We start from the raw sequence: 20,874 nt of genomic DNA on the forward strand, positions 1-20,874 counted from the left end.
CAATTGAAACGATTCACACACCGACCGCACCGCCGTCGTGCGGTCGGGTGTGCATTGATTTTCAATGGCTACGATATTACTCGCCGTTCTCGTCGTCGGTCGTCTCGGTCACGTCCGTATCGGGGAGGGTGACGACGTTCTCGCGACCGATCCGGAACGTCTCCAGTTCGTCGTCCTCGCGGAGGCCGCCGATGACCTGACTCGTCTTCGCGTCGGTCCAGTCGAGTCGGCTCGCGACCTCCTGCTGTTTGATACGGCCGCCGTTCTCGTTCAGCAGTTTCAGCACCTGTTCCTCGTTGCTGAGCAGCTCCGCCGGGGGTGCGGACGCGCCGTTGCCGGCTGCCCCGGCGGCCGCCGCGCTGTCGGTGTCTGTCGTCGTGTCCCCGTCCCCGCCTTCGGACGCCGCCGTCGGTTGCTGGACTGGCTCGTCGCCCTCGTCGCCGCCACCGAACAGGCCCGACCGGCGCGCCCAGTATGCGCCCCCCACGAGAGCGAGGACCACCAGTACCGCCCCGCCGACGAGCGCCGTGTCGAGGCCGCCGTCACCGCCCCCGCCGCCCGTCTGCGCGAGGACGACCCGTGGCTCGTCGGTGCCGAACTGCTGTTGGCCACGCCACGTCGCCGACGTGTTCGAGCGGTCGTCGGGGGCGGGCGCGACCGTCTGGGCGCTGTAGCCCGCGGGCCACGACATCGTCAACGACGTCTCGCTATCGAGGAACAGCCCCGATAGCGCGTCGCCGGCCGTGAGACGGCCGTCCTCGGTGGCGGCGAAGTTCGTCCACCGGAAGCGGTAGGTGACGACGCCGTACGTCTGCCCGAACGACTCCTGTCTGGCCGTGACGCTGACGTTCTCGATGGCCATCTCCCGGCCGGTCGCGTTCTCGGCGGCGCGGGCCGTGCCGGCCATCCGGTCGCCGAACCGGTCGGTGTAGGCCGTCTCGTTGGCGCGGATGTCGGCCTGTAACTCCTCGAAGGCCTGCGTGTCGTTGTCGGTCGCCAGTCGAATCCGGTAGGCGACGGCCCACTGCGCGTCGCCGTCGGCCTGTACGTCGGCGGTCATCACGACAACGTCGGGGTCCACCGACTGCTGGGAGAGGCCGCCGAACGCGGCGCCTGCCGCCGTCGCGGGCAGCAGCGCGGTCACGAGCAACAGAGCCACCAGTAAGCTACCGATTCGTCGCATTCTGTAGGCAGTTTACGCTCGGCGACAATATGGTTTGTTGCCAACGGCTGGCCACAACTGGTTTGAGCCGTCGAGCGGAACCGACACCTATGGATCGCGGGAAAGTCGACGTAGACACGCTGCTGAAAGTACTGCTCCTCCTCGCCGTCGTCTGGATAGCGCTGGAAGTGGTCGAAGGCGTCCTCGGTATCCTCGGGTGGCTCCTCGGCCCGCTCCAGCCACTCCTCGGCATCGCGCTCATCGCGCTCATCGTCCTCTACCTGACCGACCGCCTGTAACCGGCGGACCGCGTCCCTTTTGCCGCCTGCCCGACTCAGTAGCGGCGTGTACAGCCTCAACGTGTCCCTCCCGTCGTCGGTGACCGCGCTGGCGGGACGCCTCGCCCGTGACCTCCCGCGAGCGCAGGCCCGCCCCCGCGGCGAGCACACGATGGTCGCCAAACGACTGGGGAGCGGCGACCACGCCGCCTACGCCCGCATCGAAGCGCGCGCCCGGGACGCCCTCCGCGGGACGGCCCCCTTCACCGTCCGAATCGCCGGGGTCGAACAGTTCGAGACGGCCGTGACCGGGCCCTCCCCCGTCGTCTACCTCGCCGTCGAGAGCCCCGGCCTGCGGGCGCTGCACGAACGCCTCTGTGCCGAGTTCGACCCCGTCGACGGGATGGAAGGCGACGCCTACGTCCCGCACGTCACCGTCGCACGGGGCGGAAACCCCGCGGCGGCCGAGCGACTGGTCGACCGGGAGATAGACCCCGTGGAGTGGACCGTCGAGGACCTCGTCTTTCACGACGCCGAGCGCGGCCAGCACGCCTCCCGGGTGTCGCTGCCGGCGTAGGGCGTCGCGGGTCAGGGCGGTACGTTTTTGCCGTCGCCTACCGTCCAGTGTCAGTATGGATTATCGGGAGGTCGACACCGCCTCGGAGTACGTCTGCCGACTGGACCACGGCGCCGACTGGCGAGCGCAGATAGAGTCGTTCGCCGCCGACGAGGACGTCGACGCGGCCTTCTTCTACGGGCTCGGCGCGGTGCAGGACGCCGAGATATGGTTCTACGACCAAGAGCGCACCGAGTACGACGCCGTCACCTTCGACGAGCCCCTGGAGGTAGCCGCGTGTATGGGCAACGTCTCGTGGTTAGAGGGGGAGCGCTTTGCCCACACCCACGCCGTCCTCTCGCGACCGGACGGCGAGGCCATCGCCGGCCACCTGAACGCCGGCACCGTCTGGGCGGGGGAACTGTACGTCCGTGAATTCGACACGACACTCGAACGCGAACACGACGAACCGACGGACCTCGACCTCTGGGACCTCTGAGATGCGCGAGGCCGACGAACAGTACTTCGAAACGCTCGAGACGGAACTCGAATCGGCGATGGACGTCGCCCAGCGGGCCCGCCAGCGCGGCGGCGACCCCAAACCCGAGGTCGAGATCCCGACCGCGCGGGACATGGCAGACAGGGTCGAGAACATCCTCGGCATCGACGGCGTCGCCGAGCGAGTCCGAGAACTGGAGGGGCAGATGTCCCGCGAGGAAGCCGCCCTCGAACTCGTCGACGACTTCGTGGAGGGCACCGTCGGTGACTACGACACCCGCGAGGGGAAAGTCGAAGGCGCGGTTCGGACGGCCGTCGCCCTGCTGACCGAAGGCGTGGTCGCCGCGCCCATCGAGGGCATCGACCGCGTGGAACTGTTGGAAAACGACGACGGGACCGAATTCATCAACGTCTACTACGCCGGCCCGATTCGCTCCGCCGGCGGGACCGCACAGGCCCTCTCCGTCCTCGTCGCCGACTACGCCCGGGCGCTGCTGGGCATCGACCAGTACAAGGCCCGCGAGGAGGAGATCGGTCGCTACGCCGAGGAGATAGACCTCTACGACAAGGACACCGGCCTCCAGTACTCGCCGAAGGAGAAGGAGACGAAGTTCATCGCCGAACACATGCCCATCATGCTCGACGGCGAGGCCACCGGCGACGAGGAGGTGTCGGGCTATCGGGACCTCGAACGGGTTGACTCGAACTCCGCCCGCGGCGGGATGTGTCTCGTCCTCGCGGAGGGCATCGCGCTGAAGGCCCCGAAGATCCAGCGTTACACCCGGAATCTGGACGAGGTCGACTGGCCCTGGTTGCAGGACCTCATCGACGGTACCATCGGGAAAGACGGCGAGGCCGATTCGAAAGACGACGGAGACCAGAGCGACGACGCGAGCGAGGACGCCGACGGTGACGACGGCGGCGACGAGGACAGCGCGGAACAGGCCGGCCCGCCCCGCGTCGACCCCGCGAAGAAGTACCTGCGGGACCTCATCGCCGGCCGCCCCGTCTTCTCACACCCCTCCAAATCGGGCGGTTTCCGCCTGCGCTACGGCCGGGCGCGCAACCACGGGTTCGCGACGGCGGGGGTCCACCCGGCGACGATGCATCTGGTCGACGACTTCCTCGCGACCGGGACCCAGATAAAGACCGAACGGCCCGGGAAGGCGGCGGGCGTCGTCCCCGTCGACACCATCGAGGGGCCGACGGTCCGACTCGCCAACGGCGACGTCCGGCGTATCGACGACGCCGAGGAGGCGCTCGAGGTCAGGAACGGCGTCGAGAAGATACTCGATTTGGGCGAGTACCTCGTCAACTACGGCGAGTTCGTCGAGAACAACCACCCGCTGGCCCCGGCCTCCTACACCGTCGAGTGGTGGGAGCAGGACTTCGCGGCCGCGGGCGCGGACGTGCAGGCGATGCGGGACAGTCCGACCGTCGACCTCGCGGACCCCAGCGCCGAGGAAGCGCTGGAGTGGGCCAGCGAGTACGACGCGCCGCTCCACCCGAAGTACACCTACCTCTGGCACGACGTGACCGTCGACCAGATGGGGGCGCTGGCCGACGCCATCGACGAGGGGCAGGTCGCACAGACCGACGGTGCCCGCGAGACGCGTCCGCCGGACGCGTCTCGGAACGGCGAGCGGGGAGCGAGCGGGGCGTCTCGCCGCGGAAGCGACCCGCGAGCGGCCGACGGCGACCTCGTCCTCCCGCGGACCGACGACGCACAGGCCGCCCTCGAACGCCTGCTGGTCGAACACGTACAGGACGAGGACCGCCTCGTCGTCCCCGACTGGCTACCGCTGGTCCGGACGCTCGGCTTCGACCGCTCGCTGGAGCGAGAGTGGACCATCGAGGACCTCTCCGACCGCGCGAAGACCTACGGCGAACAGGAGGCGGCCGACGCCATCGGCTACGTCGACGACGAACTGGGCGACGAGGCGGGTCGGAACGCCGTCCTCGCGGTCAACGAGGTGTCGCCCTTCGAAATCCGCGAGCGCGCTCCGACCCGCATCGGCAACCGGATGGGCCGGCCCGAGAAGTCAGAACGCCGGGACCTCTCGCCGGCCGTCCACACGCTCTTTCCCATCGGCGAGGCCGGCGGGGCACAGCGCAGCGTCGCCGACGCGACCAAACACGCCGACTCGATGAGCGAGACGCCGGGCCGCGTCGACGTGGAGGTCGCTCGCCGGCGCTGTCCCGACTGCGGCACGGAGACCCACGAGGCCCGCTGTCCGGAGTGTGACGCCGTCGCCGAGACGGTGTACGTCTGTCCCGACTGCGAGATGGAGGTCGAACCCGACGAGTCCGGCCGCGCGGAGTGTGGCCGCTGTGAGACGCTGGCCTCTCCCACCCAGTACACGGAACTGGACGTCCGGGAGATATACCGCGACGCCCTCCAGAGCGTGGGCGAACGCGAGACGGCGTTCGACACGCTGAAAGCAGTCAAGGGGCTCACCTCCGAGGAGAAACTGCCCGAACCGATGGAGAAGGGGATTCTCCGGGCGAAACACGACGTCTCGGCGTTCAAGGACGGCACCGTCCGCTACGACATGACCGACCTGCCGGTGACGGCGGTCCGACCGGCCGAACTCGACGTCGACCCCGATCGCCTGCGCCATCTGGGCTACGAGACGGACATCCACGGCGACCCGCTGACCCACGCCGACCAACTGGTCGAACTGAAAGTGCAGGACATCGTCCTCTCGGACGGCGCGGCCGAACACATGCTCCAGACCGCGGCGTTCGTCGACGACCTCCTAGAGCAGTACTACGGCCTCGAACCGTACTACGAGTTCGACGACCGCGAGGAACTCGTGGGCGAACTCGTCTTCGGGATGGCCCCACACACCTCCGCCGCGACGGTCGGCCGGGTCGTCGGCTTTACCTCGGCGGCCGTCGGCTACGCCCACCCGTACTTCCACGCGGCGAAACGGCGGAACTGCTTCCACCCGGAGACGAAAGTGTGGTACGAGGACGAAGCCGACGACTGGCACTACGGGACCATCGAAGAACTGGTGGAGTCGCGACTCGACGACCCCGAGACGGACGACTTCGGGACGCTCGTCGAGGAACTGGACGGCGACCTCGCGGTGCCGTCGCTGGGTGACGACGGCCCCTGCCGCAGACCAGTCGAGGCCGTCTCGAGACACCGCGCGCCGGACCACCTCGTCCGCATCGAGGTCGGCGACCGGACGCTGCGGGTCACCCCGGACCACACGATGCTCCGGGCGGGCGAGAGCGGCGTCAAGGAAGTCCGCGCCAGCGAAATCGAGCGTGGCGACGCCCTCCCGGCCTACGACGGCGGCGAGACGACGATGACCGGCGCGGGTGCGACGGTGCCGGTGGCCGACGGCGCTGGCGTCCCGACGGACGCCGTGACCGCCGTCGAGTACGTCGAGAGCGACGTGGAGTTCGTCTACTGTCTCACCGTCGCCGACACTCATCGGGTCGCCGTCGAGGGAACCTACGTCGGCCAGTGCGACGGCGACGAGGACTGCGTGATGCTCCTGATGGACGGCCTGCTCAACTTCTCGAAGTCCTACCTCCCGAACAAGCGCGGCGGACAGATGGACGCCCCACTCGTCATGTCCTCGCGCATCGACCCGAGCGAGATCGACGACGAGGCCCACAACATGGACATCATGGACCGCTACCCGCGGGAATTCTACGAGGCCACGCGGGAGTTGGCTGACCCCGCGGAGGTCGAGGACATCATGACGATAGCGGAGGAGACGCTGGGCACCGACCGCGAGTACACCGACTTCCGGCACACCCACGACACCACCGACCTCGCGGCCGGGCCGGACCTCTCGGCGTACAAGACGCTCGGGTCGATGGAGGAGAAGATGGACGCCCAGTTGTCGCTCTCGCGGAAACTCCGGGCCGTCGTCGAGTCCGACGTGGCCGAGCGCATCATCGAGTACCACTTCCTGCCGGACCTCATCGGCAACCTCCGGGCGTTCTCCAGACAGGAGGTGCGGTGTCTGGACTGCGGGGAGTCGTTCCGCCGGATGCCGCTGACCGGCGACTGCCGGGAGTGTGGCGGCCGCGTGAACCTCACCGTCCACGAGGGATCGGTGACGAAGTACATCGACACGGCCATCCGCGTCGCCGACGAGTTCGGCGCTCGCGACTACACGAAACAGCGGCTGAAGATTCTCGAAACCAAAATCGAGTCGGTGTTCGAGAACGACCACAACAAGCAGTCCGGCATCGCGGACTTCATGTAGGTCGGCCTGCGCTCTCAGGCCGCCGACGGCCGCATGACGGGCGTGTGACGGCCGTCCGATGGGTGCTTTTGCCGCTCGACGCCAATCGTGGTATGTGACCACACGACCCACCCAAGTGGCGACGCCCGAGTCCGGGTCGGACGTCGACCGCACTTCCACCGGTGCCACCCCGACGAGCATCGCGCAGTTCGAACTGACCGTCCTGCACTGTCGCATCGCCGCGCTGGAGACGGCGCTCGAATGCGAACGCGAACGCCGGAAGGCGGTCGTCGAGCGGTACGAGCGACTGCTCGACGAGCGCTAATCAGCGGACGGTACCGTCGCTGACCTCGAACCGAGCGCCGCCGGCGTCGCTCTCGGTGACCGCCACCGACCACCCGTGTGCCTCCGCGATGGTTTTCACGATGTAGAGCCCGTATCCCGTGCCGTCTTCGCTGTCGGTGTACCCCATCTCGAACACCTTCTCGCGTTCGCTTTCGGCGATACCGGGGCCGTCGTCGGCGACGTAGAATCCCTCGCCGTCCGGGAGCATCCCGACCGTGACGGTGACTGCCTCGTCGTCTGCGGTCCCGTGTTCGGCGTCGTCGTCGGACGCTGGTCGACCGTGGGAGGAGCCATGCTCCACGGCGTTCCGGAAGAGGTTCTCCAGCAGTTCGACCAGTCTGGAGGTGTCGGCCTCGACGGTCCCGCAGTCGGCGGTCCGAACCGTGAGACGGTCGGCGCCGACGGAGGCGCGGGCCTCGTCGACCGCGTCCTGCAACCGGACGGCCGTCGTCTCGCCGACGGCCTGTCCTTTCTTCGCGAGGGTCAGCAGTTCCTCGGTCAACTGCGCCATCCGGTCTAAGGCGCCCTCGATTTTGTCGAAGTGTCTCGGTTGTGGGTCCTCTCTGGCGAGTTCGGCGTAGGCGTCGGCGACGGTAAGTGGGTTCCGCAGGTCGTGGCTGACGATGCTGGCGAACTCCTCTAACCGTTCGTTCTGGCGTTCGAGTTCGCGTTCGCGTTCGGCCCGGTCGAGTGCGGCCTCGACGTTGGCCGCGAGGATGTTCGCGAGGTCAAGCGTGAACTCGTCGACGGTCCCCTCGCCGGTGGTGACGCCGAAGACGCCGTGGTCGCCGACTGGGATGAGGGCGGCGGCGGGTTCGTCGGCGGCCGTCCACTCGGCCACCGCGTCGGCCCCGTCGGCGGTGACAAACAGCGTCTCGCCGCGGTCGAACGCGCGGTCGTACCACTCGGCGTACCGGTCGTAGACGCGCCGTTGGTCGTCGGGGTCGACCGGTCGAAGGGTCCCGCCGTCAGCGTCGACGAGTGCGACCTGCACTCGGGGAAGCGCCGGGATGTCCTTCGCGATGGCGACGGTCACCTCGCCGATTTCGGTCCGGTCGCCCGCCCGCACGAGGTCACGGCTGGCCTCGTGGACCGCCCGGACCATGTGTTCCTGTCGCTTCTCGTCGGTGACGTCGCGGGTGCTCCCGACGATGCCGATGGGGTCGCCGTCGGCGTCGAACCGGGGCGCTTTCGCCGTGTTGACCCAGCGACTGCGGCCCTCGATGTCGACGTAGTGTTCGACCTTGTTCAGCATCGGTTCGCCGGCGGCCATGATGCGCTGTTCCTCTTCGTAGAGTTCGTCGGCGAGGTCGTGTGGGAGGAGTTCGTAGTCGGTCAATCCGACCAGTTCGTCCCGGTCGAAGTCGTACTCGCTGGCCGTGTGCGCGCTGGTTTCGACGAACCGGCCGACGTCGTCCTTGACGAACAGCTGGTGGGGAAACGAGTCCAGCAGCGAGTCCAGCAGTTCGGAGTCGGACTGGAAGTGCGTCTCGCGACCGGCGGCCTGCTTGACCCGGCGGACGATGAGTTCGGGTCGGTTGCCGCCCATCGTTATCGCGGCGTCGACGCCCTCGTCCACCGCCCGGTGGGTGAACGCCCGCGTCGTGGTCGTCATCGACCCGATGTCGTGGCCGTAGAGTGCGACCGACATTTCGGGGTGGGCGTCGGTGAGCGCGTCCAGTTGGGCGAATCCGTCGACTGCCGAGTGCGACACGGTCTCCGGGGCGTGCAACAGGACACAGCACGCCGCCGTCGCGGAGACGTCGTCGACGGTCTCGACGACCGCCACCGCCACGTCGTCGGCCGTCCGGAGTGCAGTGACGACAGGGCCGAGTCGACCGTCCGGGTCGACGCAGGTGACGGGAAGCGGATCGGCCTCGCTCATCGGCACCCACCACCCGGCGTCGGTGTCATCGTGCCTCCAGTCCGGTAATCTCGAACCGGACGTGATCGTCGTCGGTGTCGGCCGGTCTCACGTCCCAGTCGTACGCTTCCGCGATGGCGGAGACGTTGGACCGGCCGTACTGCGTCCAATCGGCCGTGTCGAGCGGGCGCGTCGACAGAGGGGCTGCGTCGCCGGCCGCCGCCGTCCAGTTCGGGGGTCGTCGTCTCGTCGTGTGCGACGACGAGGTCGTAGACGCCAGTCTCGCCGCGTTCGAGGGCGGTGAACAGGGTCCGGACCTGTCGGCTGTCGGCTGTCTCCATCCCACTAGCTCGTTACTCGACAAGACTAGCGCGACAGATAACGGTTCCCCCGGAGACTCGGCTCGGAAAAACGCGGCGTGGCTTACTCGTCGCCGAGTGCGACGTAGGTCGTCTCGATGATGCGGCTGTCCTCGGCCAGTCGGTCGAAGACCTCGGCCGTCGGCGATTCGTCGAGGTTGTAGACGGACATGGCCTCCCCGCCGATGGTCTCGCGGCCGTTGAACATCCCCGCGATGTTGATGTTCGCTTCGCCCAGCACGGTCCCGATGAAGCCGATGGTGCCGGGTTCGTCCTTGTTGCGCACCACGAGCATGTGACCGTGCGGGACGGCCTCGATGCGGTGGTCGTCGATGCGGACGATGCGGGACTCCTCGCCGCCGAACTGGGTTCCACAGACCGAGACGGACTCCGCACCGTCGGAGACGGTGACGGTGATGAGGCTCTGGTAGTCCTCGGCGGAACTCGTCTTCGACTCGGTCACGTCGATGCCACGTTCTTCGGCGATCTGCGGAGCGTTGACGGCGTTGACCTGAATGTCCGAGGGTGCGAAGACGCCTTCCAGCGCGCTGGCGGTGACGTACTCGACGTCCTCGTCGGCGATGTCGCCCGCGTAGGTGACCGACACGGAACTCATGTGGCCGTCGAACAGCTGGACGGCGATGCGGCCGGCGGTGCTCGCGAGTTCGAGGTACGGTTCGACCTGCTCGAAAGTGGCGCGGTCGAGAGACGGCGCGTTCAGGGCGTTCGCCACGGGTTCCTGATTGAACGCGGCGATAATCTGGTCGGCCGTCGAGGTGGCGACGTTCTCTTGGGCGGCCTCCGTCGACGCGCCCAGATGCGGTGTGACGATGATGTCCTCGACGTCGAGCAGCGGGCTGTCCTCGGGGAGCGGTTCCTCGCCGAAGACGTCGAGCGCCGCGCCCTTGAGGACGCCGTCCTCGACGGCCTCCGCGAGGGCGGGTTCGTCGATGATGCCGCCGCGGGCGCAGTTGACGACGTACCCGCCTTCGAGTTGGGCGAGTTCCTCCTCGCCGATCATGTTCTCGGTCTCGGGGGTCAGCGGCGTGTGGATAGTGACGAAGTCGGCCTTCTCGAGACACTCGTCGAGTTCGTCGACGAGTTCGGCGCCGAACTGTTTGGCGCGTTCCTCGCTGATGTAGGGGTCGAACGTGACGATGTCCATGCCGAGGTTGCCCAGTCGTTTCGCGACCTCTTGGCCGACGCGGCCGAAGCCGACCACACCGAGGGTCTTCTTGTTGACCTCGGTGCCGAGGAACGCCCCTTTCGCCCACTCGCCGCCCTTCAGACGGTCGTGGGCCTGCGGGATGGAGCGGGCGGTGGCGAACGCCATCGCGACGCTGTGTTCGGCGGCGGCCCGGACGTTGCCTTCGGGGGCGTTGGCGACGATGACGCCGTGTTCGGTGGCGGCGTCGATGTCGATGTTGTCGACGCCGATGCCGGCGCGCCCGACGATGACCAGTTCGGGCGCGGCCGAGAGTACCTCGTCGGTGACTTCGGTGCCCGAGCGGACGATGAGCGCGTTCGCATCGGATACTGCATCGAGCAGCGCGTCGCCCTCGACGTCGTAGGCTGTCTCCACCTCGTGGCCCGCCTCGCGGAGCCGGGCGAGGCCGGCGTCGGCGATGGGGTCCGTGACGAGTACCTTCATACCGGACCGAACTTACCGGGACGGCATAACGCTTGTTTTCTCAACGCGTGCGTGCGGTGCCGGCGAGCCGTGACCGACGGCTCGGAACCCACGGCCACGGACGGTGGGGCGTCCGGCGACACCGGTCCTGCCGCCGCTGACGCACCGCAGGCCGCCGACGGCGAACTGGCGCCGATACCGCTGCTCGATTTCGAGCGCGGTACCTGATCGGTTCGAGGACGGCCGAACGCCGCGACGGCGTCGGCAGTCGCTACGAGTCCCGAGCGTCGAAAATGTAAAACCACGGGTCGAGCCGCAGTGACCCGGACCGCGCGTTACCGCCATTCCGGCAGCGAGGCGGCGTCTACCAGCGGGAGTGTCATATACGCCTCGTCGGTCGAGACGTCTGCGATGACGAGCGTATCAGTCGTACCTTCCTCGACGGAAGCCATAACCTCCGCGTCCTCAGCAACCTCCGCTGGGGCAACCGTGTCCGGCTCCATGCATGACAATATGTAACACCCACATATAAACGTAGCGAAATCCCCGGACGGAGTCGGACCAGTGTCAGACATCTGTCTGACCGGGGGTGCGCTACTTCCACGACGGGACGACCGAGACTCCCCGCGGCATCCGCGCGCAGTGTCGCGGTTCGTCCGAGATTCAGTCGAGCGGCGAGTGGTACGGCCGGCCTACTCTCGGTGTTAGGTAACGGATGTGAACGTACCCGTTCGCGAGGATTTCGAGCGGGGTTTTCGGCGTCGTCGCGGCCTGCACAGCACGGTTTCGGCTGTCAGTTCGGACGGGCGTGGACCCACGCGGCTCGGACCGAGCGCCGAGAGAAAACGGTGGATGTTAAGGACTTAGTAGGTGCAGGCAGGAAGTTTTGGCAGTATGAACGTCGCAGACGCCATGACGCCGCGCTCGGAGGTAGTCACGGTCGAGATTCCGGGCACCCGTGACGACGTGCTGGAGTACCTCCAAGAGCGGGCGTTCTCGTCCGTCCCCGTCATCAAAGACACCGACGACGGCGAGGAGTTCCGCGGACTCATCTCACGGGACGCCCTCATCGACCGACCCGACGAGGACCAGCTCGCGCTGCTCGTCGAGGAAGTCCCGACCATCACCGCCGAGGCCAGCATCCAGGAGGCCGCACGCCTGATGGTCGCGGAGAACGAGCGCCGCATCCCCGTCGTCGACGGGCGCCTCGAAGGCATCATCACCGTCACCGACGTCGTCCACGCTATCGCGAACGGCGACGTCGACGGCGACACCGAAGTCGGGAATCTCGCCCGCAGGGATATCAACTGCATCTACGTCGAGACGCCACTGACCGTCGCCGAGCGGGAACTGTCCCACGCCGAAGTTCCCTACGGCGTCGTCCTCGACGCCGAGGGCGAGATGACCGGGATGCTCACCGAAGTCGACATCATCGAAGTGGCCCGGGTCGTCGAGGGCGAAGACGACACCGGCGAGTCCATCGCCAACGAGGACGACGAGTGGGCCTGGGAGGGCATCAAGGCCGTCGGCGGCCGCTACATGCCCACCCGAAACGTCGAGATTCCGGCCGAACCCGTAAGCGAGTTCATGACCGCCGACGTCGTGACCGTGAGCAAACGCCTCACCGCCGGGGAGGCGGCCCGATTGATGATCGAACACGACATCGAACAGATTCCACTCGTCGCGGGCGACGAACTCGACGGTATCGTCCGCGACGTCGACCTACTGGAGGGCCTATGAGCGAGGGCGAGCGACTGACCGAACTGGCCAAGCGCCGGGGCTTTTATTTCCCCGCCGCCGGCGCCTACGGCGGCGCGGCCGGGTTCTGGACCTACGGCCCGCAGGGCGCGGCCCTGAAGTCGAACGTCGAAGACGCGTGGCGTGACCGCTTCGTCCTGCAAGAGGGCCATCAGGAGATTTCGGCCCCCGACGTGATGCCCGAAGCCGTCTTCGAGGCGTCGGGCCACCTCGATGGCTTCGACGACATGATCATCGAGTGCGGCGAGTGCGGCGCGACCCACCGCGCCGACCATATCGTCGAGGACAACACCGACATCGAGGAGGCCGAGTCCCTGCCCAACGAGGACGTCATGGACATCATCGCCGACCACGACATCGCCTGTCCGTCCTGCAACGCCTCGCTGGCCGGCGAACCCGTCGACAACTTCAACCTGATGTTCGCGACGAACATCGGCCCGGGCACCTCCTCGCCGGGCTACCTTCGGCCGGAGACGGCACAGGGCATCTTCGTCGAGTTCCCGCAGCTCTCGGAGTACGCGCGTAACCAGCTCCCCTTCGGCGTCGCACAGATCGGGAAGGCCTACCGCAACGAGATCTCCCCCCGGAAGTCCCTCGTGCGCGTGCGTGAGTTCACGCAGGCCGAACTCGAACACTTCGTCGACCCCGAGGAGGACGAACCGCCGCTCGCCGACGTAGAGGACGTGACGCTCCCGCTGTACTCCGGCGAGAGCCAGCAGGCAGCGGACGGCGGCGTCGAACAGCTGACCGTCGGCGAAGCCGTCGACGAGGGCGTCGTCACCAGCGACTGGGTGGCGTACTATCTGGGCGTCGCCCGCGACTGGTACGAGCGCATCGGTATCGACATGGACCGGTTCCGGTTCCGCCAGCACCTCCCGGGCGAACTCGCCCACTACGCCGCTGACTGCTGGGACGCCGAAGCCGAAATCGACGGCGACTGGATAGAGATTACGGGCTTTGCCTATCGGGGCGACTACGACCTGCAGAAGCACGCCGAACACTCCGGCGAGGACTACACCGTCTTCAAGCAGTACGACGAACCCGTCACCGTCGAACGACCGACCGTCGACCCGGACATGAGCTACCTCGGGCCCGAGTTCGGCGGCGACGCCCAGTCGGTGGCCGACGCACTCGAAGCGCTGGCCGAACGGGACCCCGAGGCCTTCGAGGGTGAGGACGTGACCGTCGAGGTAGACGGCGAGGCCTACACCGTCCCCGTCGAGGAGACGGACTTCAGCGTCGAGACGGTCACGGAGAACGGCGAACACGTCCGCCCGCACGTCGTCGAACCCTCCTTCGGGGTCGGTCGCCTCATCTACACGATGCTGGCCCACGCCTACACCGAGGACGAGGTAGACGGTGAGGAACGCACCTACCTCGACCTCCCGCCAGAACAGGCCCCGACCACCGTCGGCGTCTTCCCGCTGATGGACAAGGACGGCATGGCCGAGTACGCCCGCGAGATAGCGAGCGCCCTCCGCGAGGCCGGGCACTCGGTCACCTACGACGACTCCGGTGCCATCGGCCGGCGCTACCGCCGACAGGACGAGATCGGGACGCCCTACTGCGTTACCGTCGACTACGAGTCCGTAGAGGAGGACACGGTCACCGTTCGGGAACGGGACAGCACAGAGCAGAAACGCGTCTCCATCGACGGCCTCGCGGAGACGATAGCGCGCCTCACCGAGGGCGAGACGACCTTCGACGACCTGTAAGATGGCTGACGAGGTCGCCCGTCGACTCGTCCACGCCACCGGGTCGGCGGTCCCGCTCTCGTACCTCCTCGCCCCGGACCTCGTCACCTGGCGGGTCGTCCAGACGTTTCTGGCAGTGTGTCTGGTTACCGTCGTCTTTCTGGAGTTCGTTCGTCTCTCGATCGGTCTCGACTGGGCCATCTACGACCGTCTCACCCGCGAGTACGAACAGGACAATCCGGCGGGCTACGCGCTGTACATCGTCGGGATGGCCGTCGTCGCCGGGGCCGTCGCCGTCGGACTACCCACCACCGTGGCCGTACCGGCGATGTTCATGCTGGCCATCGGCGATCCGATAAGCGGCCTGCTGGGCTCTGCAGAGGCCAGCAACGTCAAGCAGGCGTGGGTGTTGCTCGTGATGTTCGGCGTGTGTACGCTGCTCGCGTCCCCGTTCGTCTCGCCGGCCGCGGCAGTGCTGGGCGGCGTCGCCGCGACGTTCGCCGACGGGGTCAAACCCACCATCGCGGGTTACGTCGTCGACGACAACTTCGCCATCCCGGTACTCGCGGCCGCCGCGATGTGGACCGGACTGGTCTTGGTCCCGTTCTAGACGGCGAGGGCGACCAGTCCGAGCAGGAGGTACTCGCCGTCTTTGGCCAGACAGAGCGTATCCATCGCGTTCGTCCGGTCCAGAACCCACGTGAGCGAGAGCGAATAGCTCACGACCGGGAGGGCAAACACCGCGGGCAGGGCCGCGTGCGCGACGGGCGTGAGCGCGACCAGCACCGCGAGCGAACAGCCATCGAGCAGCGCGAGTACCTGCCGCGTCCGACCGACACCGAGGACGACGGGGAGCGTCTCGACGCCCGTGGCCCTGTCACCGACGACGTCTCGGACGTTGAACACCTCGACCGAGACGAACGACCGCAGGAAGAAGAACAGACAGACCGCCACCGCGACCGGGCCGATGGGACGACCCGCTACGGCAAGTGGGAGCAGGGTCACGGTCGACGCCCACGCCAGTGCCACCAGCCCCGTGTTCACGACGAACACGTCCTTCAGTCGCCGCCACCCGGGTGCGAGCGGGACGCTGTAGAGGACGCACGCGACGACCGGAATCAGGGCGACGACGAGTGCGTCCGGCCCGCCCGCCCACAGCGCGATGCCCGCCCCCAGTAGCAGGCCACCGACGGCGAGGCCGGCGACCACCACCGGGTGGTCTGTGACGAATGACGACCGCTCGGGGCAGTTGATTGCGTCCTCCTCGATGTCGGCGAGGTCGTTGGCCGTGTAGACGGCAAAGGAGACGAGGCCGACGACGACCGGTGCGGCCGGCGCCGTGACTCCGAGTAACACCGCCGCGAACGCCGCCTTTGCGGCCGCGACCACCCCTTGCAAGACGCTGAGTTGCTGTGCCCACCAGAGCGAGTGGGTCAGTGTCTGCCAGACCTGTGCGGGAGTCGAGCGGCTGTGGTACGCCATGGTAGTTCAAGCTACACATCGGAGTGAATTGATGGCTTTCCCCGTCTACAGCGACCAGCGCGGTCACTCGTCTATCGTGACAATTGAAACGATTCACACACCGACCGCACCGCCGTCGTGCGGTCGGGTGTGCATTGATCTTCAATGGCTACGATAGCTCGGGCAGAGCCCGGTCCAGCGAGAAGGACACTTCGCTCCCGCCCTCCGGGCGCAACTCGAACGTGAGGTCGTGTCCCGACTGCTCGACGAAACAGTAGACGAGCCACAGGCCGACGCCGGAACTGTGCTGGAGCGGCGTCTCACCTTCTTCGAGGATACGACGCTCCGTGTCGGGGATGCCCGGGCCCTCGTCGGTGACGGTGACGTGGACCGTGTCCGCATCGACGGTGACGGTGATAGTCACCGACGGCGATGGATCCGGGTCGTGTTCGATGCCGTTCTCGACGAGGTTCTCGAGGGCGGCCTGTAGCCCGACGGTCGATCGGACGAACACCTCGTCGGGACACGACGCCGTCACCGTCGCCGCCGGGTATTTCGCCGAGTACCGGGCGACGATGGCCTCGACAGTGGTCGAGATGTTGGTTCGCTCTCTGGCTCGCTCGCTCGTGACGATACGCTGTATCGTCCGGAGTTTCGCGCTCGTCTCCATGATGGAACCGGCGCTGTCGTCGATAGCCTGCAGATGGGGCCGACCACGTTCGTCGACGTACTCCTCTAACACCTCCGCGTGACCCATGATGGTGTTGATGCGGTTGGCCATGTTGTGTCGCAGGACGCGCGAGACGAGGTGGAGGTGACGCTGTCGTCGCTGTTGGTCGGTGATGTCCGAGAGGACGACGGTCCAGCCGAGGTGGTGCGGGCCGTCGGTTATCGCGGACGTCTGGACCGAGAGATACCGGTCCTCGTCGGTCTGGGGAGCGAACTCGGTACGGCCGCCGTCGCCGTCCTCGAACCACTCGTCGGCGTTCTCGACGATTCGTTCGATGGACTCGTTCTGGTGGCTCGCAAGCGACGGGAGGAGCTCTGATGCCGTGGGGTTGAAATCGCGGATGCGGCGCTCGGCGTCGAGGATGACCATGCCTTCGCTGCTCTGCTCGACGGCCGTATCGCGAGCCAGTGGGACGATGTCGAAAAAATCTAGCTGGATGGACCACGTCGTCGCGATGCCGAACAGGGCGAGGCCGATCGGCGTGTAATCCAGCCCCGGAATCGGGGCACTGTCCAGTACAGAGACGACGTTGATAAACAGCGGCAGCGCGCTCCCGAAGGCGACGAGCAACACCGACTCGGTGCTGTACCGACTCCGGAGGTGGATGCCCAGCAACGCGTACACCGCCACACAGTACAGCCCGTACGAGAGGAAGACATAGAGGAAGTACAGCGGTCCCAGTCCCCTGTGAACCAGATGGGGAAACACCGCCGTCGACAGGTCGATACCCTCCCAGAACAGGTGATGGAGCGGGTTCGTGAGGATACCCAGCACGAGCCCCATCAGCACGACCACCACGTACGCGATAAAGAGGGGGCGGCGGTGCCAGTCTCGGCCCGTGTACTGGGCCGCGAACACGAAGAAGACGAGTACGAACAGCACCCCAAGCGGGAGTTCGAGCGCGACCAGTACGCGTTCGACCGCGGTCGGCAGGACGATTTTCGCGGCGGCGGCGAACGACCACACCGCCGTCAGCGCCAACAGCGCGGTAAACGAGCGGACGCCGCGAATCCCGTGGGGATACGTCCGGAGATACACCGTGAGCGCAACGAGTGACAGCCCCGAAACCGTGAAGAACACCACGAGTACGAGTTCGACCGGACTGGTCACCGTCATGAGTTATGATTATCAGAAGATGAAATAATACCTTCGTCCACCCCGTTTCACTTCCACCACGCTACCTGAACCCTTAACCGCCGGCGGGGCCAACGCCTCGCCAATGGCGACCACCGACGCCGAGTCCGGTGGCGAGTACGTCACCGAGCCACTGGTTACCGACGGGCTGCTGGAGAACCGCCGGTATCAGGTCGAACTCGCCGACACCGCCGACGATCGCCACGCCCTCGTCTGTCTCCCCACCGGCCTCGGCAAGACGACCGTCTCCCTGCTCGTGACCGCCCGCCGCCTCCACGGCGTCGGCGGCACCGCCCTCCTGCTGGCCCCGACGAAACCGCTGGTCCAGCAACACGCCGAGTTCTACCGTGAGGCGCTGACCGTTCCCGACGACGAGATAGTCGTTTTCACGGGTGAGGTCCGACCGGACGACCGAGCGGAGTTGTTCGAGCGTGCGCGAGTGGTCATCGCGACGCCGCAGGTCGTCGAGAACGACCTCGTGGGCAACCGTATCGACCTCTCGTCGGTGACCCACTGCACCTTCGACGAGTGTCACCGCGCGACCGGCGACTACGCCTACAACTACATCGCCGACCGCTACCACGCCGACGCCGACGATCCCCTCGTCACCGCGATGAGCGCCTCCCCCGGCGACGACGAGGAGGCCATCCTCGAAGTGTGTGAGAATCTCGGCCTCTCGGAGGTCACCGTGATGACCGAGGACGACGCCGACGTCGCCGAGTACACCCACGATACGAGCGTCGAGTGGAAACGTATCGAACTCCCCGACGTAGTGATAGAGATACGCGACGCCATCAACGAAGTCGTCGCCGACCGACTGGCGCAGTTAAAGGACCTCGGCGTCACCAACAAGTCCTCGCCGGACCTCTCCGAACGAGAGATTCAGGGGATGCAGGCCGAGTTGCGGAAACTCATGGACAACGACCAGAGCGAGGGGTATCAGGGGATGAGCCTGCTCGCGGAGATTCGGAAGTTACGGACGGCCGTCACCTACGTCGAGACCCAGAGCGTCGAGTCCCTGCGGCGGTACTTCGAGCGCCTGAAGGAGGCCGCCCGCTCGTCCGGCGCGTCGAAAGCCGACCAGCGACTCGTCAGCGAACCCAAGATCCGCGAGGCGATGCGCAAGGCCGCCGCGTACGACGACCTCCACCCGAAGTTCCGCCAGACGCGGATGTTGCTGGCCGAGACGCTCGGCATCGAGAACGGCGAGCGAGTCATCGTCTTCACCGAGTCCCGGGACACCGCCGAAACCCTCGTCAACTTCCTCTCGGACCACTTCTCGACCCAGAAGTTCGTCGGCCAGTCGGACACCGACGGCAGCGAGGGGATGACTCAGACCGAGCAACAGGAGACGCTGGACCGCTTCCGGAACGGCGAGTTCGAGGTCCTCGTATCGACCTCCGTCGCCGAGGAGGGACTGGACGTGCCGGAGGTCGACCTCGTGATGTTCTACGAACCCGTCCCGACGGCCATCCGCGCCATCCAGCGCAAGGGACGAACCGGCCGACAGGCCGAGGGCCGCGTCGTCGTCTTGCTGGCCGAGGACACCCGCGACGAGGCGTACTTCTGGAAGGCCAGAAACGACCAGAAACGGATGAAACGGGAGTTACAGAACTTAAAGAGCGTCGCCGGCGACTTGGAGGCCGAACTCGACCAGACCGGGCTGGACGAGTACGAGAACCCAGACGGGGACGACGCCGGATCGGAAACCGGGCCCGAGAGCGAGGGGTCGCCCGCTCCAGTCGAAACCGAGGACGACGGCGCACAGAGCGCGCCCGACGACGACGGACAGGCCGGCCTCGACGCGTTCGCCGGCGAAGATGTCGCCGAGGAGGCAGGGACCGACGCCGACGAACTGGAGGGAGCCGTCGCGACGGCCGACGGCGACGAGGAGACCATAGAGATAGTCGCCGACCAGCGCGAACTCGACTCGACCATCGCCCGGGACCTCTCGACACGCGACGGCGTCGAGACGCGACTGGAGACGCTGGCGGTCGGCGACTACGTCCTCTCGGACCGCGTGGTCGTCGAGCGAAAGACCGTCGCCGACTTCATGGACACACTGACCGGCGGGGACCGGTCGATGTTCGAGCAAGTCGGCGACGCCACCCGCCACTACGCCCGCCCGGTCGTCGTCGTCGAGGGCGAGGACCTCTATGGCGCCCGAAACGTCCACCACAAGGCCATCAACGGGGCGCTGGCCTCGCTCGCGGTCGACTTCGGCGCCAGCGTGATGCGCACCGCCGACGAGGCCGAGACGGCCGACCTGCTGGAGGTCATCGCCGGCCGCGAACAGGACGAGGGCGACCGAGAGGTGAGCGTCCACGGCGAGAAACAGTCGAAGACGCTGGCCGAGCAACAGGAGTACGTCGTCACCTCGGTCGCGGAAGTCGGACCAGTGACGGCCCGGAACCTGCTGGCCCACTTCGGGAGCGTCGAAGCGGTGATGACCGCCGGCCACGACGACTTGCTCGACGTGGCGGGCATCGGCGAGGTGACCGCGACGCGTATCCGCGACGTCGTTAGCGGCGAGTACGATCCCTGAGACGCCGATTCGATTTCACCGATCTGTTCGTGCAGAGAAAGTTTGAAGCAGTTGTATAGCGTGGTTCCGGTAAGGGGGTCCTCAGGTGACAGATACGACGACCGGTAGTGACCGTTACTTCGACTTCGAACTCGACAACGTCGGTGCAGGGAGCGCGACGCTGACGTCCGAGCGTCTCGCTGCCGACCACGACTACGTCCTCGCCGTCTTGCTCCGGAACCACTACTGCCCGCTGTGTCGGGACCTCGTCAGTCGACTCGCCGACCACTACGGGGAGTTCGCCACGCGAGGGACCGCCGTCGTCCCGGTGTTGCCCGACATCCGCGAACGGGCGCTGGTGTGGCACCGCCGCTACGAACTCCCGTTCCCGATGCTCGCAGACCCCACGGACGACGGCGTCGACGACGACCGTCGAGACGTCCCACCCGACGAGTTCGATGCGTTCGCACCGTTCCAGCGCACGATCCCTAGCCTTCCCGGCGTCGTGCTCTTCGAGTGCGTCGAGGACCGACTCCGCATCGTCTCCAGACACGGCGGGCCAAAGCCACAGGACGTCCCGACTATCGACGCCCTCGTCGACCGAATCGACGTCCACCGCGACGACGGGACCGTCGACGTCGGGGACGGCGTCCGCGCCGACGGCTGACAG

At 67.0% G+C, this 20,874-nt stretch carries 18 protein-coding genes; 11 read left to right on the forward strand and 7 right to left on the reverse strand.

Annotated features, from left to right (window positions below; all coding sequences use genetic code 11):
• Positions 1-76: 76 nt before the first annotated feature.
• Positions 77-1,183, reverse strand: coding sequence for a helix-turn-helix transcriptional regulator (locus tag IEY28_RS19330; RefSeq protein ID WP_189001726.1), 1,107 nt, complete (start codon positions 1,181-1,183; stop codon positions 77-79).
• 89 nt (positions 1,184-1,272) lie between these two features.
• On the opposite strand from IEY28_RS19330, the gene IEY28_RS19335 reads away from it, so the two are divergent.
• The 5 genes from IEY28_RS19335 to IEY28_RS19355 all read left to right on the forward strand — a co-directional run bounded on the left by IEY28_RS19335 (position 1,273) and on the right by IEY28_RS19355 (position 7,030).
• Positions 1,273-1,461, forward strand: a complete 189-nt coding sequence (locus tag IEY28_RS19335) for a DUF7554 family protein (RefSeq protein WP_189001728.1) — start codon at positions 1,273-1,275, stop codon at positions 1,459-1,461.
• A 46-nt stretch (positions 1,462-1,507) separates the two neighbouring features.
• Positions 1,508-2,017 (forward strand): 2'-5' RNA ligase family protein, encoded by a 510-nt coding sequence (locus IEY28_RS19340; protein ID WP_189001730.1) that lies wholly within the window; start codon positions 1,508-1,510, stop codon positions 2,015-2,017.
• A 55-nt stretch (positions 2,018-2,072) separates the two neighbouring features.
• A complete protein-coding gene (locus IEY28_RS19345) occupies positions 2,073-2,495 on the forward strand; it encodes a PPC domain-containing DNA-binding protein (RefSeq protein ID WP_189001731.1) in 423 nt (140 codons plus the stop codon).
• 1 nt (position 2,496) lies between these two features.
• On the forward strand, positions 2,497-6,726 hold the full coding sequence (locus tag IEY28_RS19350; RefSeq protein WP_189001732.1) for a DNA-directed DNA polymerase II large subunit: 4,230 nt from the start codon (positions 2,497-2,499) through the stop codon (positions 6,724-6,726).
• A 94-nt stretch (positions 6,727-6,820) separates the two neighbouring features.
• Positions 6,821-7,030 carry a hypothetical protein gene (locus IEY28_RS19355; RefSeq protein WP_166967263.1) on the forward strand — a complete coding sequence of 70 codons (210 nt, stop codon included), beginning with the start codon at positions 6,821-6,823 and terminating at the stop codon, positions 7,028-7,030.
• On the opposite strand, the gene IEY28_RS19360 is transcribed toward IEY28_RS19355, so the two are convergent.
• The 3 genes from IEY28_RS19360 to serA all read right to left on the reverse strand — a co-directional run bounded on the left by IEY28_RS19360 (position 7,031) and on the right by serA (position 10,924).
• Positions 7,031-8,935, reverse strand: a complete 1,905-nt coding sequence (locus tag IEY28_RS19360) for a PAS domain-containing sensor histidine kinase (RefSeq protein ID WP_189001733.1) — start codon at positions 8,933-8,935, stop codon at positions 7,031-7,033.
• Positions 8,932-9,255 (reverse strand): hypothetical protein, encoded by a 324-nt coding sequence (locus IEY28_RS19365; protein WP_189001734.1) that lies wholly within the window; start codon positions 9,253-9,255, stop codon positions 8,932-8,934. Before IEY28_RS19365 ends, IEY28_RS19360 begins: the two co-directional genes overlap by 4 nt.
• Before the next feature lie 82 nt (positions 9,256-9,337).
• Positions 9,338-10,924 (reverse strand): phosphoglycerate dehydrogenase, encoded by a 1,587-nt coding sequence (gene serA / locus IEY28_RS19370; RefSeq protein WP_189001735.1) that lies wholly within the window; start codon positions 10,922-10,924, stop codon positions 9,338-9,340.
• Positions 10,925-10,993: 69 nt separating this feature from the next.
• Between serA and IEY28_RS19375 the strand changes: the two genes are divergently transcribed.
• A complete protein-coding gene (locus IEY28_RS19375) occupies positions 10,994-11,131 on the forward strand; it encodes a hypothetical protein (protein ID WP_189001736.1) in 138 nt (45 codons plus the stop codon).
• A gap of 107 nt (positions 11,132-11,238) precedes the next feature.
• Here the strand turns inward: IEY28_RS19375 and IEY28_RS19380 are convergent, their stop codons facing one another.
• Complete coding sequence (locus IEY28_RS19380; protein ID WP_166967271.1) at positions 11,239-11,406, reverse strand: DUF7556 family protein; 168 nt, start codon at positions 11,404-11,406, stop codon at positions 11,239-11,241.
• Between the two features lie 391 nt (positions 11,407-11,797).
• Between IEY28_RS19380 and IEY28_RS19385 the strand changes: the two genes are divergently transcribed.
• Genes IEY28_RS19385 through IEY28_RS19395 form a run of 3 tightly spaced genes read left to right on the forward strand, consistent with a single transcriptional unit; the run spans position 11,798 to position 14,965 of the window.
• The gene (locus tag IEY28_RS19385; protein WP_189001744.1) at positions 11,798-12,643 is read left to right on the forward strand and encodes a CBS domain-containing protein; all 846 of its coding nucleotides are present in this window, start codon (positions 11,798-11,800) and stop codon (positions 12,641-12,643) included.
• Positions 12,640-14,376 (forward strand): glycine--tRNA ligase, encoded by a 1,737-nt coding sequence (gene glyS, locus IEY28_RS19390; protein ID WP_189001746.1) that lies wholly within the window; start codon positions 12,640-12,642, stop codon positions 14,374-14,376. Before IEY28_RS19385 ends, glyS begins: the two co-directional genes overlap by 4 nt.
• Before the next feature lies 1 nt (position 14,377).
• Positions 14,378-14,965, forward strand: coding sequence for a dolichol kinase (locus IEY28_RS19395; RefSeq protein WP_189001748.1), 588 nt, complete (start codon positions 14,378-14,380; stop codon positions 14,963-14,965).
• Here IEY28_RS19395 and IEY28_RS19400 read toward each other — a convergent pair.
• Together IEY28_RS19400 and IEY28_RS19405 are read right to left on the reverse strand one after the other, a co-directional pair.
• On the reverse strand, positions 14,962-15,837 hold the full coding sequence (locus IEY28_RS19400; RefSeq protein WP_189001750.1) for a UbiA family prenyltransferase: 876 nt from the start codon (positions 15,835-15,837) through the stop codon (positions 14,962-14,964). The genes IEY28_RS19395 and IEY28_RS19400 overlap by 4 nt on opposite strands.
• 148 nt (positions 15,838-15,985) lie before the next feature.
• Positions 15,986-17,662 (reverse strand): histidine kinase N-terminal 7TM domain-containing protein, encoded by a 1,677-nt coding sequence (locus IEY28_RS19405; RefSeq protein WP_189001752.1) that lies wholly within the window; start codon positions 17,660-17,662, stop codon positions 15,986-15,988.
• Between the two features lie 103 nt (positions 17,663-17,765).
• On the opposite strand from IEY28_RS19405, the gene IEY28_RS19410 reads away from it, so the two are divergent.
• Positions 17,766-20,225, forward strand: coding sequence for a DEAD/DEAH box helicase (locus IEY28_RS19410; RefSeq protein ID WP_189001754.1), 2,460 nt, complete (start codon positions 17,766-17,768; stop codon positions 20,223-20,225).
• A gap of 85 nt (positions 20,226-20,310) precedes the next feature.
• Positions 20,311-20,871: a redoxin domain-containing protein gene (locus IEY28_RS19415; RefSeq protein ID WP_189001756.1), complete on the forward strand. Its 561-nt coding sequence runs from the start codon at positions 20,311-20,313 to the stop codon at positions 20,869-20,871.
• The last annotated feature ends 3 nt before the right edge of the window (positions 20,872-20,874 follow it).

This window comes from Haloarcula pellucida (assembly GCF_014647235.1).
GTDB classification, from domain to species: Archaea; Halobacteriota; Halobacteria; order Halobacteriales; family Haloarculaceae; genus Haloarcula; species Haloarcula pellucida.